Genomic DNA, 15984 nt, shown 5'->3' on the forward strand with positions numbered 1-15984 from the left:
ATTTCAAATATGGATTTAATCTATTGATAATCAATGATTAAATGTAAATATCTTGCTTGTTTTAAAAAGTCGCGAAAATACAATTATTTTTGAAACAGCCAAAAAAACTGACCTATTGTTTTTTATTTTTTTTATAGAAATTTTTGCCATTGAAAGTTAATGATTATGAAAAGAGCTTCCATTAAAGACATAGCCAGAATTGCAGAGGTTTCCGTAGCAACAGTTTCCTATGTTTTAAATAAAAAAGAAGGAAGCCGTATAAGTGAAGCGACCAAGAAAAAAATTCTTGAAGTAGCCAAAAATATCAATTATACACCAAATAAAATTGCTAAGAGCCTGAAAATGAGCAAAAGCAAGTTGATTGGTCTCATTGTAGCGGATATTTCAAATGACTTTTATTCCAATATTGCCCGTAGTATTGAGGATGAAGCAATGAAGCTGGGATACACGCTTCTGATCGGGAGTTCAGATGAAAACCCGGAAAAATTCAGAAAGCTGACGGAGCTTTTTTCCGAACAACAGGTTGACGGGATGATTATTGCACCGGTAGTAGATTCCGATGAAGCGATCAAAAGACTTATTAGTGAAGAATATCCCATCGTAACCATAGACCGATATTTGAAAAATGTAAGTCTTCCTGGAGTTATGATCAATAATTCTGAAATCTCGGAATTCATCTGTGATCATTTGGTGAAAAAAGGTTTTGATGAAATCATCTACGTAGGTTATGATACTCAACTTCCACATCTGCTTGACAGACAGGATGGTTTTGATAAAAAGATTGCAGCTTCAGGTGTTTCCGTGAAAAGGCTTTTGATTGGTATTCATAATATTACTGAACAAGTTCATACTCAGCTCAAGGAAAACTTAAACCTTAAGAAAAAAACTGCTATTTATTTTTCGAGTAATAAGTTAGGAATTGCAGGTTTGAGATACCTTAACGATAACAATATCAAAGTTCCCAAAGATGTTTCTGTAATTGCTTTTGACGAAACGGAAGCGTATCATCTTTTTCCAACAGAAGTGAGCTTTGTACAGCAACCATTGATCGATATGGCCAAAGAATCGGTAAAACTTCTTGACAGCCAGATAAATAACTATCTTCCGGATGGTAAAAGAGTAACTTTCCATGCTAAATTTATGGAACGGAACTCCGTATAAAAAAAAATTTTAACAATTAATTAAACGTTTAACCTATGGTGAATGATATATCTTATGTAGTTTGTTTTGGAGAAGTCTTATGGGATATTTTTCCTGAAGGTTCGAGAGCGGGTGGAGCGCCTTTCAATGCGGCCTACAATATTCATAAAATGGGCATTAATGCAAAAATGCTCAGCAGAATCGGTAATGATGAATTAGGAAAAAAATTAACTGATCAGATTAAAAGTTGGGGGATAACTACTGATTTCATTCAGGTTGATGAAAAACATCCTACAAGTACGGTGATTGCAAAGATTGATGAGCATAATGAAGCTACCTATGAAATTATAAATAATGTAGCCTGGGATTATATTGAATTGCTGCAGGAGCATAAAGATTTAGTTTCAAATGCAGACGTTTTTGTATTCGGAAGTCTATCTGCAAGGAATCCAAAAACAAAAGAAACACTTCTTCAATTGTTGGATTATGCTAAGCTTAAGATTTTTGATGTTAATTTCAGACCTCCGTTTATTGATATTGAACTCGTTAAGACCCTGTTAGAAAAGGCTGATATTGTCAAAATGAATAAGGCAGAAATGCGTCAAATCATGATGTTTTTAGGTGAAGAATACAAAAGTGAAGATGAAAGTGCTGCTTTTATTCAAAATCATTTTAAAATTAACGAGATTATTTTAACCAAAGGAAGTAAAGGAGCAAGATATTTTGTTGGAAATAAGAACTATGGCTTTAATGCTATTCCCATCACAATTGCTGATACGGTAGGAAGTGGGGATGCTTTTCTTTCAGGTTTTATTTCTAAAAGGATTAAAAATGAAAGTCCTGAAGAAATTATGAAGCAGGCCATTTCTTTAGGAGCTTTTATCACTTCAAAATCAGGAGCATGTCCGGATTATGAATATTCGGAATTTGTAGCATTCAGGAATTCACACTAATTATTATACCACTTAAAGTTTAATGTAAAAACACATTTATGAAATCAGTAAAATTTACGGAGAAGAAGTATATTGTCGTACTTTCATTTGTTATCTCCTTGTTTTTCTTTTGGGCAATTGCCCTCACGATGGGCGATGTTTTAAATAAACATTTTCAGAACGTCCTCCATATTTCAAAATCAGAATCAGGTTTGGTACAGCTTTCCATTTTTGGTGCGTATGCATTGATGGGAATTCCTGCCGGACTTTTTATGAAGAAGTTTGGTTATAAAATGGGAGTTATTCTGGGGCTGACTTTATTTGCCGGTGGATGTTTTCTATTCGTTCCTGCAGCAAATATGGCTTCATTTGATTTCTTCAGAATTGCACTTTTCATTCTTGCATTGGGAATGGCCACTTTGGAAACAGTAGCACATCCTTTTGTGGCTTCTCTTGGTGATGAGAGAACGAGTGATCAAAGGGTGAATTTTGCCCAGTCTTTCAATGGTTTGGGAGCGATTGTCGGACCGCTGTTGGGTGGAGTTTTTATTTTTGGAGGAGCAGTTGAAGATCATTCCTTAGATTCTGTGAAAAGCCTTTATACATGGATTGGGGTTGTAGTTTTGGTTTTGGCCATGATTTTTTCTTTTATTAAAGTTCCCCAACTTAAAGATCCTCACGCAGAAGAAACGGAAATGCTGGAGCATGCCACAGGAGAGGACCATCATAATGAAATGGTAGATTCCGGTGCACCACTTTGGAAACAGAGACATTTTATCTTTGCAGTAGTAGCTCAGTTTTTCAATATTGCAGCACAGGGCGGGACTTGGGCGTTCTTTATCAACTACGGTGTGGAAAAAATGCACCTTGAAGAAAGCCAGGCTTCTTACTATTTTTCATTAAGTATGGCCATGATGATGATCGGAAGATTTATTGGAACGTTTTTAATGAGATATATCGCTCCCAATAAGGTTTTGGCAATTTTTACGACTTGTAATATTGTACTTTGCCTTATTATTTCCCAGAGTTTTGGGTGGGTTTCATTTATCAGTTTAATTATGCTCAATCTATTTTTAAGTGTAATGTATCCTACCATTTTCAGCCTTGGTTTAAAAAAATTAGGTGGAAAAGTTCAGCAGGCTTCTTCGTTTCTGGTCATGGCGATGTTTGGAGGTGCTTTTTTCACCCCGATTATGGGGAAAATTGCAGAAACAGATGTAGCTCATGCTTATTTACTTCCTATTATTTGTTATGTGATTATCGTCTTGTTTGCTTTAAAGCTTTATAAACCAAAAACCTTAAAGTAAACGATGAAAAATACGATTTTAAAAGGCTGTTTTTTGATATTAATCATGTTCAGCCAGAAGAGTTATGCACAGATCCAGATTACCAATAAGAAATTTTCATTCGGGACAACAGGAAGGATCGGGGCTGCTTATTCGCCCAATGCAGACGGAAGAACGGGAAGACAGCTCAACCTTAATAATCAGGGATCTTTGGGTGGAAGAATGGATCAGGGAGATTATGTTGATTTTTTGCCTGCATTCCATTTTACACCGGTAGTTGGAGACAGTGCAAAAAGGACGCAGATTGATATGCAGGCGAGATTAAGTTTCTATTCCGGGGGAACATTCCTCGGAAATATAGACTCAAAGTCTAATCAGGGGCTGATTGTTGCCTTACCGGAAGCTTTTGTAGAAGCCAGAAATATCATGGGAAGCGATTGGGATGTTTGGGTGGGTTCCAGATGGTTGAGATTTGATGACGTTCATATTGCAGATTATTTTTATTTCGATGATCATTCGGCGACGGGTTGGGGAGTCAGACATAAAAACACAAGGTTTTCAATGTTTTTTCCTGCCGCCATTGATACAGCGGCAAGTAATTCAACGCCTTATTCGTATACAAATGTGATTAGTGGAGCAAAAAATCTTATTTACAGGCAAAGAGAGGTTTTTGTTCTGGAGCACACGATTCCGTTTAAAAATAATGAACATAAGGTCAAATTACTGGCAGAATTCCATACTGTTGACAAATCGGGAAAACATTCTGTTGAAAATTATCCTTCAGATCATGGGTGGGTTTTGGGTGCAAAATTAAATTCAAATTTAAAAACCAGGCTTCCGGGATCTTTTAATCAGGTTTCATTGCGATATGGCTCCGGAATTGCAAACGGTGGTGATGCCGGAAATACCCAAACATGGCGAACTTATGGGGCACCAGACGAGATGACAGGAACTTATAAAGGTGCATATTCATTAACGGCAGTTGAACATATTTTGTTGAATTTATCCAACAGATGGTCCTTGAATGCCTATGCAGTCTACACGCAAAGTAAAGGTGGCGCCAACAGTGATAATAAAGCCGTTGATTATTATAAAAGAGAAATTTTTAATAAAAAAACTGAATTTAATACAGGAATAAGGGCGACATATTATTTTAATAATTGGTTCCATATTCTTTCAGAACTGCATTACGCGCAAAGGAAAGATGGTAATCAGGATCCTTCTTCTATGATGAAATTGGTTCTCGCACCAACAATTGTCCCGACAGCAGAAAGGAGCGTGTGGGCAAGACCTCACATCAGGCTGATTGCAGAAGTTTCAAGGTATAATGATCAAGCGATGAACAGCCTGTATTCACCATTTTTACAACAGTCGGGAGCTAAAAGATTCGGGACTTATTTTGGAGTGCGAACGGAATGGTGGGTTTTTTAGAAGAATTAAATGAATAATTAATATTTAAAAGAGAAAGAATTAATGATGAATGTAAAATTTGGAGCATCTCTTCTGTCGTGGATAACACCGGTTTGGAGTGCAGAAGCCGGGAAATATGCCATTGAAAAAACAGCAAAAGCAGGTTTTGATCTGATTGAAATTCTGCTTCCTTCGACCATGGAATTTAATGCTAAAGAAGTGAAAGCCCAGCTTAAAAATAATAACCTTGAAGCTGTTTGTTCTTTAAATCTTCCAAAAGAAGCCCATATTGCATTCCACCCGAAAGTAGCGGAAAGCCTTATGAAAGAGGCTATTGATAAAACTTCTGAGCTGGAAACAGACTTTTTAGGCGGAGTTCTTCATAGTGGAATCGGTGTTTTTTCGGAGAACCCTCTTACGGAAGATGAAGCGGAGATTATTGTTGAAGTTTGGAGTAATGTGGCGGATTATGCTAAGGAAAAAGGAGTAAATATTGGAATTGAACCCATCAACCGTTATGAAACCTATGTTTGTAATACCGCGAAAAATGTATTGGATTTAATTTCAAAAACAGGAAAAAGCAACTTATTTCTTCATCTGGATACTTTTCACATGAATATCGAAGAAAATAATTTTTATGATCCGGTAATTCTTGCGGGAAACAAACTGAAACATGTCCACATCACAGAATCTCACCGTGGAATGCTGGGAGAAGGAACCATAAACTGGGATGAATTTTTCGGTGCCCTGAAAAAAATCAACTTTGAAGGAAATCTTGTTTTGGAAAATTTTTCATCTTCTGTTTCCGGCATGCAGCAGATGGTTTCTCTATGGCAGAAATCGCCTTACAATGCGGAAGAACTGGCTTTAGGAAGCTTAAATTTTATGAAAAAATATATTTGATCCGATTCTGTAAACACAATGATGGAGCCTTTCCTTACTGGGAAGGCTTTTTATTTTTAAATATTGGCTAATAGTCTGAAAGACCAGATTTGTTTTAGTAACTTTGCAGCTCATAATATAATTTTTTATGCACAAAGCAGGATTTGTAAATATAGTTGGGAAACCCAATGCCGGAAAATCTACCTTATTAAACCAATTAATGGGGGAAAAACTGGCTATTGTTACCCAAAAAGCACAGACAACACGCCACAGAATATTTGGGATTTATAATGAAGAAGATTTACAGATCGTATTTTCCGATACTCCCGGAGTGTTGGATCCAAAATATGGGCTGCAGGAAAAAATGATGGATTTCGTGAAGGATTCTTTGCAGGATGCGGACGTTTTCCTTTTCATTGTGGATGTTACCGATAAAGCTGAGCCTTCAGAATTTTTAATTGATAAACTAAATAAAATCCCCGTTCCCGTACTTCTTTTATTAAATAAAGTAGATCAGACGGATCAGGAAGGCCTGGAAAAGCTGGTAGAAGAGTGGCACAACAGGATTCCTAAGGCGGAGATTCTTCCCATTTCTGCATTGAATGCTTTTAATACTGAAATTATTTTACCTAAAATAAAATCTTTGCTTCCGGAAAGTCCGCCGTATTACGATAAAGACCAGTATACGGATAAGCCTGAAAGATTTTTCGTGAATGAGGCGATTCGGGAGAAAATTTTATTGAATTATGATAAAGAAATTCCATATTCGGTAGAAGTTGTGACGGAGCAGTTCAAGGAAAAAGAAGGAATTATTTTCATTGATTCTATCATTTATGTAGAAAGAGATACACAAAAAGGAATTATAATTGGCCATAAAGGAGAAGCCATCAAGAAAGTTGGTACAGAAGCAAGACTGGACCTTGAAAAATTCTTTGCTAAAAAAATTCACTTAAATCTGTTTGTAAAAGTGAAAAAAGATTGGCGAAAAAACGATAGAGATTTAAAAAATTTCGGGTATAGGTAAACTAAAAAAACGATCACAGCCGTTCTACTAAAAGATTTTTATTATCTTTAATTAAATTTTAGCTTAATGAACTATTTGAACTCAAATTCTAATCCAGTTTTAAAAGATATTATTTTATTGGTTGTGAGAGTGTTTATGGGTTTCGCCATGCTGTCTCACGGTTATCCTAAACTTCAAATGTTACTGGAAGGTGGAAAAATTGATTTTTTTGACTTTCTGGGATTGGGGCCTCAAATTACTTTGATATTAACTGTTTTTGCAGAATTTGTCTGTTCAATTCTTCTTATTTTAGGGCTTTTTACAAGGGTAGCATTAGGATTTTTGGTGTTTACAATGATTGTAGCTGTATTTGTAGTTCATAGTGCGGATCCATTTGAAAAACAGGAAATAGGATTGGTTTATTTATCAGTATATCTTCTTTTAATTGTTTTTGGGGCAGGAAAATTTTCCGTCGATTATATGATTGAGAAAAGGAAAAGAGCCAATGACTGGTAATTAATTTTACTTTAAAATATATAGCAGTAAGTTTTCTTGCTGCTTTTTTTATGTTTAAATTTTACTTGTGCTTTTATTGTTAAATTAAGTTTAAAATTCATTAAATTCGTCAAAAAGAGAATATATAATGAAGATAAAACTAACCATCTGCCTTCTTGCGTTTTTAAATTTCTACAATGCGCAGGAAAATATTACGTATCAAAAACCATCTGCTGAAATTCTTAAACTTGCAGATTATGAAAGACCACCCAGTGTTTTAATGAATAATAAAAAAGACTGGCTCGTTTTCACCTATCGTCCGACTTACAAAACACTGGAAGATCTTAGTCAGCAGGAAATGAAGCTTGGCGGACTGAGAATTAATCCTGTAACTAATATTTCCAGCTCGGCAACGTATTCTAATAATATTAAGGTTAGAAAAATTAACGATAAAACAGAAGTTCAGGTTAAAAATTTACCATCAAACCCGAAAATAACATATACTTCATTCTCACCGGATGAAAAGAAATTAGCATTTACCAATACCACAAACAAAGGGGTAGAGCTTTGGATTGTTGATCTGGAAACCGCTACAGCAAAGAAAATAACGTCCGATAATCTGAACGCGAATTTGGGAAGCCCTTATGTCTGGTATAAAGATTCTCAAAATTTGTTAATTAAAACGCTTCCTCAAAATAGACCGGCTTTAATTGATTCCAGTAAAGATCTTCCGACAGGCCCGATTGTTTCCACTGCAGACGGAAAAGTTTCACAAAACAGGACTTATCAGGATCTTTTGAAAAACCCGCAGGATGAAAAGAATTTTGAAATCCTCACAGCTTCTGATATTTATAATGTTGATCTCAACGGAAGCTTGAAGAAAGTAAAAGAGCAGGATCTGTACACCGGATTGAGCTTTTCGCCTGACGGAAATTATCTCATGGCAACAACAATCAAAAAACCGTTTTCATACATTGTTCCTCTTAGCAGATTTCCAATGACAACAACCGTTTATGACATGAACGGTAACGTTGTAAAAGTGGTAAATGAAGTCCCGTTGAACGAAATTATGCCGAAAGGTTTTTCATCCGTAAGAACCGGTAAAAGAGATCTGGGATGGAGAAGTGATATGCCCGCAACTTTAGTGTATGCAGAAGCTTTGGATGGTGGTGACCAGTCGAAAACAGTGGAGTACAGAGATGAGATTTTCACCTGGGATGCTCCATTTAGCAATACCCCGAAATCATTCTTTAAAACAAAACAGCGATATGAAGGGACGAGCTGGACGAATGATCAGTATGCCATCGTTTCGGAAGGATGGTATGATACAAGAAATACAAAATCTTTTTTGGTTGATCTAAATAATGGCGAATCAAAAGTAATTGATGACAGAAATTATCAGGACGTTTACAGCGATCCGGGGAACTTCAATACAACAAAAAATCAATACGGAAGATATGTTGTTGATATGAAAGGAGGAAAATCCTATCTGATTGGCGCCGGTTTTACAAAAGACGGACAGCATCCTTTTATTGACGAAATGGATATGAAAACGATGAAGAAAAAAAGGCTTTATACTTCAAATCTTAAAAATGCCAAAGAAGAAATTATTGATATTTTAAACCCATCAAAAGGGGAAATTCTGACGACTCAGCAGTCTTCAAGCCTGTATCCGAATTATTTTAAAAAGAATATTAAATCAAATAAAGCCGAGGCGGTAACCAATTTTGCCAACCCTTTTGAAAGCATTAAAGACGTTTACAAAGAAGTAATTACCTACAAAAGAAATGACGGTGTGACGTTAACGGGAACCCTTTATCTTCCAGCGAACTACGACAGAAAAGCTAAAAAAGAAAAATTACCATTGCTGATCTGGGCTTATCCAACGGAATACAAAGACAAAAATACAGCCGGTCAGAACACCCAAAACCCGAATGATTTTACGTTTCCTTACTACGGATCTTTTGTGTATTGGACGACAAAAGGCTATGCCGTTCTGGATGATGCCGCTTTCCCGATCATTGGTGAAGGAAAAACAGAACCGAACGATACATTTATTCCTCAATTGGTTGCTAATGCGGAAGCTGCGATCAATGCGGTGGATCAATTAGGATATATTGATAAGAAAAAAGTAGCTGTGGGAGGGCATTCTTACGGTGCTTTTATGACCGCAAACCTTTTGACGCATTCCAAGCTTTTTGCCTGCGGAATTGCAAGAAGTGGAGCTTATAACAGGACCTTAACACCTTTTGGTTTCCAGAGCGAACAACGAAATTACTGGGATGTTCCGGAGATTTACAACACCATGTCACCGTTCATGAATGCGGATAAAATGAAGACTCCGATGTTATTGGTTCATGGCGATGCAGACAACAATCCGGGGACGTTTACTTTGCAGACGGAAAGATATTTCCAGGCTTTGAAAAACCTTGGTGCACCGGTGAAAATGGTTCTTTTGCCTAAAGAATCCCACGGATATGCCGCCAAAGAAAATATTTTACATTTGCTTTGGGAACAGGATCAGTTTTTGGAGAAATGTTTGAAGAAATAAATTTTAAAACTCGCTCGTTTGGGCGAGTTTTTTTTAGGTAAACCATGCTTGAAGATCTGAAAGGCGATTAATTTTCAGCTTTAAAAATTTGCCACACTTTTATATCTTTGCAACTCAATTATAAAAAATGCAGGAAATAACATTCAGGAATGCAAGTCTTGAAGATTTACCGAAAATCGTAGAAATTTACAACTCAACTATTCCTTCCAGAATGGTAACCGCCGATACGGAGCCTATTTCCGTAGAGAGCAGGAAACAATGGTTTGCCGAACATAATGCTGAAATCCGCCCACTTTGGATCATCGAAGATCAGCAAAATAAAGTGTTGGGCTGGGTGAGTTTTTCCTCATTTTATGGGCGACCGGCCTACAATGGGACGGTGGAATTGAGCATTTACATGGACGAAAGCTGTCGTGGAAAAGGTTATGGCAAAAAAGTCCTTCAGTATTGTATTGATAATGCTGGAAAATTTGGGGTAAAAACTTTATTAGGGTTTATTTTTTTACACAATGAACCGAGCTTAAAATTATTCAGGCATTTTGGTTTTGAAGATTGGGGAGTTTTTCCTGATGTTGCGGTTTTGGATGGAGTGGAGCGGACGTTGGTGATTTTGGGGAAGAGAATTGGGTAATGAAAAAACTATAATTAAATGAAACTTTTTAATTTTTTTACTTTAATCTGTATATTTTTAATACTTGTTAATTGTAAAGAGAAAAGATTTTTGAATGATCACGAAGTAATTCTTGTCACTAATTTTATTAATGGTGATGAAAAACTTAGAGAAGAAGCAAAAATATTTGAATCCAAAACCCGGATAAAATTTAATGAATCCAATAAAATTTATCTAAGATTTATCTCAAAATATGAAAAAACTGATACTGCACAATCCAGATATTTTTACCCAAGTTTGATTATTGATGGATATTATCTTTATTCATTTAAAAATATCAAAACGGAAAAAGTTGCAGCATTTGGAACAGGTGTCAATGCCAACACAGGGCAGATTAGGCAATTTAAAGAAGTCATATGGCTAAATGAAAAATCATTAAATCAAATATCAAAGCGATCCTAAAAGATCGCTTTGATATTATAAATTCTTAATTCTTTTCGCAGACATATTCAAAAATCGTTTGACGAGCATCACTGCTGAAATCGTTAATCCCAATCCCAGAGCTATCCACATTCCGAAAGCTCCCATTTTCAGGGTAACACAAAGGAAATATCCTAGCGGAATAGTAATGATCCAATAAGCAATAAAAGTATATACGGAGGGGATTTTCACATCCTGCAAACCTCTGAGCATTCCTAAAGCCGTTACCTGAATTCCGTCTGATAACTGGAATAAAGCTGCAACAATCATTAATTTTGAAGCTAAAGCAATTACTTCAATTTCCTCTTTTTTAGTAAAGAACGTCGGAAGAATATTTCGTCCCAGAACAAAAACAATTCCGCAAATACACATGAAAATAAAAGCTATTTTCAAATTATTGATTCCTACTTTTCTTAGTTCAACAAAATTTTGCTCACCCAGCTTTCTCCCGATCATTACCGTAGAAGCCACACTGAAACCAACACACAGATTAAATGTAAATGAAGCCATACTCAACGCAATCTGGTGGGAAGCAATATCATGCGCAGAAATCAGTCCGCAAATAAACGCAGCTCCTGCAAAGGCAGTAACCTCAAAGAACATCTGTAAAGCTGTTGGTAAACCAAGCTTAACCATTTTATCAAACATCTGTTTTGAGAAAATTTCAATTTTTAAAGTAAAATCCTTGATATAGCGCTTCGTTTTCTTTTCATTTAAAAGAACAAAATAAAGGAAAACCACCATAAAAATCCGGGCAATCAGACTTGCTAATGCCGAACCTTTTACCCCCATTTCAGGAAAGATCCAAAGCCCTTTGATAAATACATAATTTAAGACGATATTAATAACATTGGCGATAATTGTAGCCTTTGTAACCCCAATTGTATAAGATAATCCTTCTGAAACTTCTCTTAATGTCTGAAATGCCATAAACGGAACAATACTGATTGCCATAATCGTAAGAAAATCAACCGTATCCGGAATAATTTTCTCAGGCTGCCCGGAACGGTAGAGTAGCGGCGTACCCAGGAATAGGATTATCATCAAAAGAATTCCTACAGAAATATTGATAATAAATCCATGACTGAAAACAGAATTGATAGTTTTATGGTCTTCCTTGGAATGCGCCTCAGAAACCAACGGTGGAATGGCAAAGGAAAACCCCAAAGCCAGCACAAACATTGAGAAAAAAACTGCATTTCCCAACGAAACCGAAGCCAGAGCATCCGCACCTAATAATTTCCCGACAATAATATTGTCGAATAAATTCACCGAGACTTGCCCTACCTGCGTCAACATCACAGGAAGAGCCAGTGTCAGGCATTCTTTTGTATAGTTTTTATGTAAAAAATTCATAGTTTATTAATTCATATATAGTTTTAACAAAAAAAAATTGCAGTAACAAATGATACTGCAATTTTTATTTATTTTAAAGTAAAGTTTACATTACTTCCTTACAAAACTTGCAACATCTTCAGCCGAAACAGTATTTCCGCCTAAAATAATTAATCTTTCTACTACATTTCTCAATTCTCTGATATTTCCTGTCCAGGAAAGAGCCTTTAATGCATCAATAGCTTTATCATCAAATTTTTTCACAGCAGTGCCGTGCTCATCAGCAATCATTCCTGCAAAGTGGTCTACCAGCAACTTGATATCTTCTTTTCTTTCATCCAATGGAGGAACGTAGATCTCGATCACAGAAAGTCTGTGGTAAAGGTCTTCCCTGAATCTTCCTGCTTCAATTTCCTTCTGCATATTTTTGTTGGTTGCCGCAAGAACTCTTACATCAACTTTAATTTCTTTATCACTTCCCACCGGTGAAACCTTGTTTTCCTGAAGGGCTCTCAATACTTTTGCCTGAGCAATTAAGCTCATGTCGCCTATTTCATCTAAGAAAATAGTACCTCCGTGAGCCTGTTCAAATTTACCTTGCTTATCTTTGATAGCACCTGTAAATGAGCCTTTTACGTGCCCAAAAAGTTCGGATTCGATTAGTTCTGAAGGGATTGCGGCACAGTTTACCTCTATCATTGGACCTCTTGCGCGCTCACTTTGATTGTGAATAGCATGAGCTACCAGTTCTTTTCCGGCACCGTTTGGTCCTGTAATTAAAACTCTGGCATCAGAAACAGCAACTTTCACAATCATATCCTGGATCTTCTGCAAGCTTGCAGATTCACCAATCATTTGATACTTTTTGCTGACTTTTTTCTTTAAGGTTTTGTTTTCGGTTTGAAGATTTTTATTTTCTTTTTTCAGCGTTTCTTTAATTAAAGCATTTTTTACGCTGGTAATCAATCGGTTGATATCAATTGGTTTAGAAATAAAATCGTATGCACCATCCTTTAGACAAGATACGGCAGAGTCTATATCTGCGTGTCCTGAAATCATGATGAAAGTTGTTTCCGGTTTTAGTGCCAGGCTTTGCTTTAAAAGTTCGGTACCGGAAAGTTTAGGCATTTTAATATCAGAAATCACTAATGCGAAATCTTCTTTTTCTACCTGTTTATAACCTTCGAGGCCGTCTTCGGCGATAACAAATTCATAGTCAGTGAGTTCGTCAGAAAGAATACTGTGAAGTACTCCTGAGATTGCTTTTTCGTCTTCTACAATAAGGATTTTTTGCATAATTGCAAATTTAATTTTTTTGATTGAATTATTAGCAAAAACTATACCTAAACATTCTATTTTAAATAATCTCTTCTACCGAAAATTGCTGAACCAACCCTCACAGAGTTTGCCCCGCATTCAATGGCAATAGGGAAATCGTCACTCATTCCCATTGATAAAGTTTGCAATGATTTTAGTTGATTTAATTCGTCAAAAATTCTTTTTAAGTTTAAAAACTCCTTTCTGACCTGGTTTTCGTCATCTGTGAAAGTTGCCATTCCCATTAAGCCGGTAATTTCAACATTGGGAAATTCCCCGTTTTTAAATTTTTGAAACAAATCTTTGGCTTCTTCAGCTTCCAAACCGAATTTAGTTTCTTCTTCAGCAATTTTTACCTGAAGTAAAACTTTGATTTTCCGGTTATGCTTCCCTCCTTCCTTATTAATTTCTGACAATAATTTTTGGGAATCCACACTTTGAATGGTATCTATGAATTCAGCGATATATTTCACTTTATTGGTTTGCAGATGCCCAATTAAATGCCATTGGATATCTTTTGGAAGGAGAGGATATTTCTCCAGCAGTTCCTGGACTTTATTTTCACCAAAAACCCTTTGTCCCAAATCATAGACTTCTTTAATGACTTCAGCCGGATGCGTCTTCGAAACAGCTACCAGATGCACATGCCCCGGAAGCTGATCTTTTATATTGCTGTAATTTTCCTGAATGCTCATAATTGCAAATTTCTGAATTTTGATGGCAAAAAACTAACAAATATGAATTTTAATTAAAATTTGTTAATGAAAGTTTTATAAGTAATACTTCGACTTCGCTCGGAATCTATTATGTTTTAAAATCAATTCAAAACTTCATTAATCTTCGGATATTCGGATATTCTCTTGAAAACAAACCGGTTGCTCTTCTGTAGTTTTTCAATAAATAAATCTAATTCATTAACAGAATCCGTATCCGTTAAATACTGATCGTGAGTGAGAAAAACAAGGTGTCTTGAAGTCTTTTCCAGGTCATTAAAAAAAATGCTGTCTACTTTTTTCAGCATTTCTTCATGTTTTCCTTTCAATACCATTTTGTTGGTGGGCTTCCATTCCAAATCCCAGCCAACTACTTTGTAGCCTGCCTGTTTAAGCTTGTTTGCCGCTTCTGCTGAACTTTTAAGATCCGTAACATTAATATTGTTCAAACGCCAGATATTTCTTCCCGGAGTTCTGGCAATTTTATCGTATAATTTTAAGCTGTCTTTAGCAATATTAAAATCATTTACTACAGCTTCCGGGTTTTTGTAAAAATCTGTGTATTTATTATGGGCATGGGTAAAGCTGTGATTTGCGAGCTCTACCAATGGATCTTTTCTTAAAAGCTCAAGATCGTCTTTTTGCCTTTTGCTTCCGTAAACATGCTTGCCAACCAGAAAAGCGGTGGCACAGACGTTTCTTTTATTCAAAATTCTGAGAAGATTTTCTGTTCCCTGGTTTGGTCCGTCATCGAAAGTGAGATAAATAACACGTTTGTCAGAATCTATATTTTCTTTGTCGGTTTTGAGGATTATTTTTGCGACGGGATGTTCTTTCGGAATCAGTTTTTCAGATTCCTTTTTGTCATTTTTCCGGCTGCAACCGTGAAATAAAATTGACGTTGCACTCATCACTGCAAGCATCCCAAGAAAAGTCTTATTTCGAGACTTTTCCGCAAAAGTTTTTCTCATAAAAGTAATTGGAATTTATTTGTTAAAAATTGTTAAAATCTCCTAATTAATATTAACAAAATCTATGCCGATTCTTCCTGAAATTTTACTTTTAAGCTTATTTTAATATTATATTTTGCGACAAAGATTATTCGAGAATTTTCTTTAAATACAAAGAATTTTTTATTGCTGCATCTCCCCAGGTATTGTTGAAAAATATAAATGTTTTCTTTTGATTTGCTTTAATTTTTTCAGCTAAATTATGGAGGAATTCTTCACTATATTCAGATTTGTAAAGAATTGGTTTTCCGTGAAGTCTGTAATATAAAATTTCAGGATGATTGACAATAACGTCCTCCGATAGGTTTCCGGGAAAAGTTACCCCTGAAAATACAATATTATGTTCTTTTAAAATTTTAAAAATTTCATTTCGCCACCAGGATTCATGACGGAATTCAATTACATTTAAAAAATTAAAATCAAGATTAGTAAGAATTAAATCAATATTTTCCTGGCTATTTTTAAAGGATGGAGGGAATTGATACAAAAATCCGGAAACTTTTTCTTTCAAACTGGCTTGAATAAGATTACAAAATTCTGAAATTTCTTCTTTACAATCTTTCAAACGCTTTTCATGAGAAATTGTTTTTGGAATTTTAATGAAAAATTTAAAATCATCGGGAGTTTCATCTGCCCATTTCAAAAGGGTTTTTGAAGTTGGCTTCCTGTAAAAAGTAGAATTGATCTCCACTGAATTGAATTTCTGAGAATACAGCGAAAGAAAGTTCTTGCTTTTTGCATCTTCAGGATATAATGAACCCTTCCAGTCATTATTATAAAAACCTGAACACCCGATATAGAGATCTTCTTTTTTCATAGT

At 35.6% G+C, this 15984-nt stretch carries 15 protein-coding genes; 10 read left to right on the top strand and 5 right to left on the bottom strand.

Features of this window, described 5'->3' with window-relative positions:
* Positions 1–165 precede the first annotated feature (165 nt).
* From ATE47_RS06540 to ATE47_RS06585, 10 genes are all read left to right on the top strand, one after another.
* Positions 166–1161, top strand: coding sequence for a LacI family DNA-binding transcriptional regulator (locus tag ATE47_RS06540; RefSeq protein ID WP_062161205.1), 996 nt, complete (start codon positions 166–168; stop codon positions 1159–1161).
* Positions 1162–1196: 35 nt separating this feature from the next.
* Complete coding sequence (locus ATE47_RS06545; protein WP_062161206.1) at positions 1197–2093, top strand: carbohydrate kinase family protein; 897 nt, start codon at positions 1197–1199, stop codon at positions 2091–2093.
* Between the two features lie 38 nt (positions 2094–2131).
* On the top strand, positions 2132–3379 hold the full coding sequence (gene fucP / locus ATE47_RS06550; protein ID WP_062161207.1) for an L-fucose:H+ symporter permease: 1248 nt from the start codon (positions 2132–2134) through the stop codon (positions 3377–3379).
* A 3-nt stretch (positions 3380–3382) separates the two neighbouring features.
* Entirely contained in the window at positions 3383–4789 is a 1407-nt protein-coding gene (locus ATE47_RS06555; protein ID WP_062161208.1) for a carbohydrate porin, read from the top strand.
* A gap of 42 nt (positions 4790–4831) precedes the next feature.
* Entirely contained in the window at positions 4832–5671 is an 840-nt protein-coding gene (locus ATE47_RS06560; protein ID WP_228376331.1) for a sugar phosphate isomerase/epimerase family protein, read from the top strand.
* 127 nt (positions 5672–5798) lie between these two features.
* Complete coding sequence (gene era / locus ATE47_RS06565; RefSeq protein WP_062161210.1) at positions 5799–6674, top strand: GTPase Era; 876 nt, start codon at positions 5799–5801, stop codon at positions 6672–6674.
* Between the two features lie 66 nt (positions 6675–6740).
* The gene (locus ATE47_RS06570; protein ID WP_062161211.1) at positions 6741–7169 is read left to right on the top strand and encodes a DoxX family protein; all 429 of its coding nucleotides are present in this window, start codon (positions 6741–6743) and stop codon (positions 7167–7169) included.
* Positions 7170–7296: 127 nt separating this feature from the next.
* On the top strand, positions 7297–9699 hold the full coding sequence (locus ATE47_RS06575) for an alpha/beta hydrolase family protein (protein WP_062161212.1): 2403 nt from the start codon (positions 7297–7299) through the stop codon (positions 9697–9699).
* 127 nt (positions 9700–9826) lie between these two features.
* Entirely contained in the window at positions 9827–10330 is a 504-nt protein-coding gene (locus ATE47_RS06580) for a GNAT family N-acetyltransferase (protein ID WP_062161213.1), read from the top strand.
* Between the two features lie 18 nt (positions 10331–10348).
* Complete coding sequence (locus tag ATE47_RS06585; RefSeq protein WP_062161214.1) at positions 10349–10771, top strand: hypothetical protein; 423 nt, start codon at positions 10349–10351, stop codon at positions 10769–10771.
* 15 nt (positions 10772–10786) lie between these two features.
* Here ATE47_RS06585 and ATE47_RS06590 read toward each other — a convergent pair whose 3' ends face one another.
* The 5 genes from ATE47_RS06590 to ATE47_RS06610 form a co-directional block, all read right to left on the bottom strand.
* The gene (locus ATE47_RS06590) at positions 10787–12145 is read right to left on the bottom strand and encodes an MATE family efflux transporter (RefSeq protein ID WP_062161215.1); all 1359 of its coding nucleotides are present in this window, start codon (positions 12143–12145) and stop codon (positions 10787–10789) included.
* A gap of 90 nt (positions 12146–12235) precedes the next feature.
* A complete protein-coding gene (locus ATE47_RS06595) occupies positions 12236–13420 on the bottom strand; it encodes a sigma-54-dependent transcriptional regulator (protein ID WP_062161216.1) in 1185 nt (394 codons plus the stop codon).
* Positions 13421–13476: 56 nt separating this feature from the next.
* Complete coding sequence (locus ATE47_RS06600) at positions 13477–14136, bottom strand: YggS family pyridoxal phosphate-dependent enzyme (RefSeq protein ID WP_062161217.1); 660 nt, start codon at positions 14134–14136, stop codon at positions 13477–13479.
* 122 nt (positions 14137–14258) lie between these two features.
* On the bottom strand, positions 14259–15125 hold the full coding sequence (locus ATE47_RS06605) for a polysaccharide deacetylase family protein (RefSeq protein ID WP_062161218.1): 867 nt from the start codon (positions 15123–15125) through the stop codon (positions 14259–14261).
* A 127-nt stretch (positions 15126–15252) separates the two neighbouring features.
* Positions 15253–15981: a DUF72 domain-containing protein gene (locus tag ATE47_RS06610; protein WP_062161219.1), complete on the bottom strand. Its 729-nt coding sequence runs from the start codon at positions 15979–15981 to the stop codon at positions 15253–15255.
* Positions 15982–15984 lie beyond the last annotated feature (3 nt).

This window comes from Chryseobacterium sp. IHB B 17019 (assembly GCF_001456155.1).
Classification (GTDB): Bacteria; Bacteroidota; Bacteroidia; order Flavobacteriales; family Weeksellaceae; genus Chryseobacterium.

Excerpts from the sequence above, each read along its gene's own strand:
- ATE47_RS06540 (WP_062161205.1), top strand. The coding sequence starts at position 166 with ATGAAAAGAGCTTCCATTAAAGACATAGCCAGAATTGCAGAGGTTTCC.
- ATE47_RS06545 (WP_062161206.1), top strand. The coding sequence starts at position 1,197 with ATGGTGAATGATATATCTTATGTAGTTTGTTTTGGAGAAGTCTTATGG.
- fucP (WP_062161207.1), top strand. The coding sequence starts at position 2,132 with ATGAAATCAGTAAAATTTACGGAGAAGAAGTATATTGTCGTACTTTCA.
- ATE47_RS06555 (WP_062161208.1), top strand. The coding sequence starts at position 3,383 with ATGAAAAATACGATTTTAAAAGGCTGTTTTTTGATATTAATCATGTTC.
- ATE47_RS06560 (WP_228376331.1), top strand. The coding sequence starts at position 4,832 with ATGATGAATGTAAAATTTGGAGCATCTCTTCTGTCGTGGATAACACCG.
- era (WP_062161210.1), top strand. The coding sequence starts at position 5,799 with ATGCACAAAGCAGGATTTGTAAATATAGTTGGGAAACCCAATGCCGGA.
- ATE47_RS06570 (WP_062161211.1), top strand. The coding sequence starts at position 6,741 with ATGAACTATTTGAACTCAAATTCTAATCCAGTTTTAAAAGATATTATT.
- ATE47_RS06575 (WP_062161212.1), top strand. The coding sequence starts at position 7,297 with ATGAAGATAAAACTAACCATCTGCCTTCTTGCGTTTTTAAATTTCTAC.
- ATE47_RS06580 (WP_062161213.1), top strand. The coding sequence starts at position 9,827 with ATGCAGGAAATAACATTCAGGAATGCAAGTCTTGAAGATTTACCGAAA.
- ATE47_RS06585 (WP_062161214.1), top strand. The coding sequence starts at position 10,349 with ATGAAACTTTTTAATTTTTTTACTTTAATCTGTATATTTTTAATACTT.
- ATE47_RS06590 (WP_062161215.1), bottom strand. The coding sequence starts at position 12,145 with ATGAATTTTTTACATAAAAACTATACAAAAGAATGCCTGACACTGGCT.
- ATE47_RS06595 (WP_062161216.1), bottom strand. The coding sequence starts at position 13,420 with ATGCAAAAAATCCTTATTGTAGAAGACGAAAAAGCAATCTCAGGAGTA.
- ATE47_RS06600 (WP_062161217.1), bottom strand. The coding sequence starts at position 14,136 with ATGAGCATTCAGGAAAATTACAGCAATATAAAAGATCAGCTTCCGGGG.
- ATE47_RS06605 (WP_062161218.1), bottom strand. The coding sequence starts at position 15,125 with ATGAGAAAAACTTTTGCGGAAAAGTCTCGAAATAAGACTTTTCTTGGG.
- ATE47_RS06610 (WP_062161219.1), bottom strand. The coding sequence starts at position 15,981 with ATGAAAAAAGAAGATCTCTATATCGGGTGTTCAGGTTTTTATAATAAT.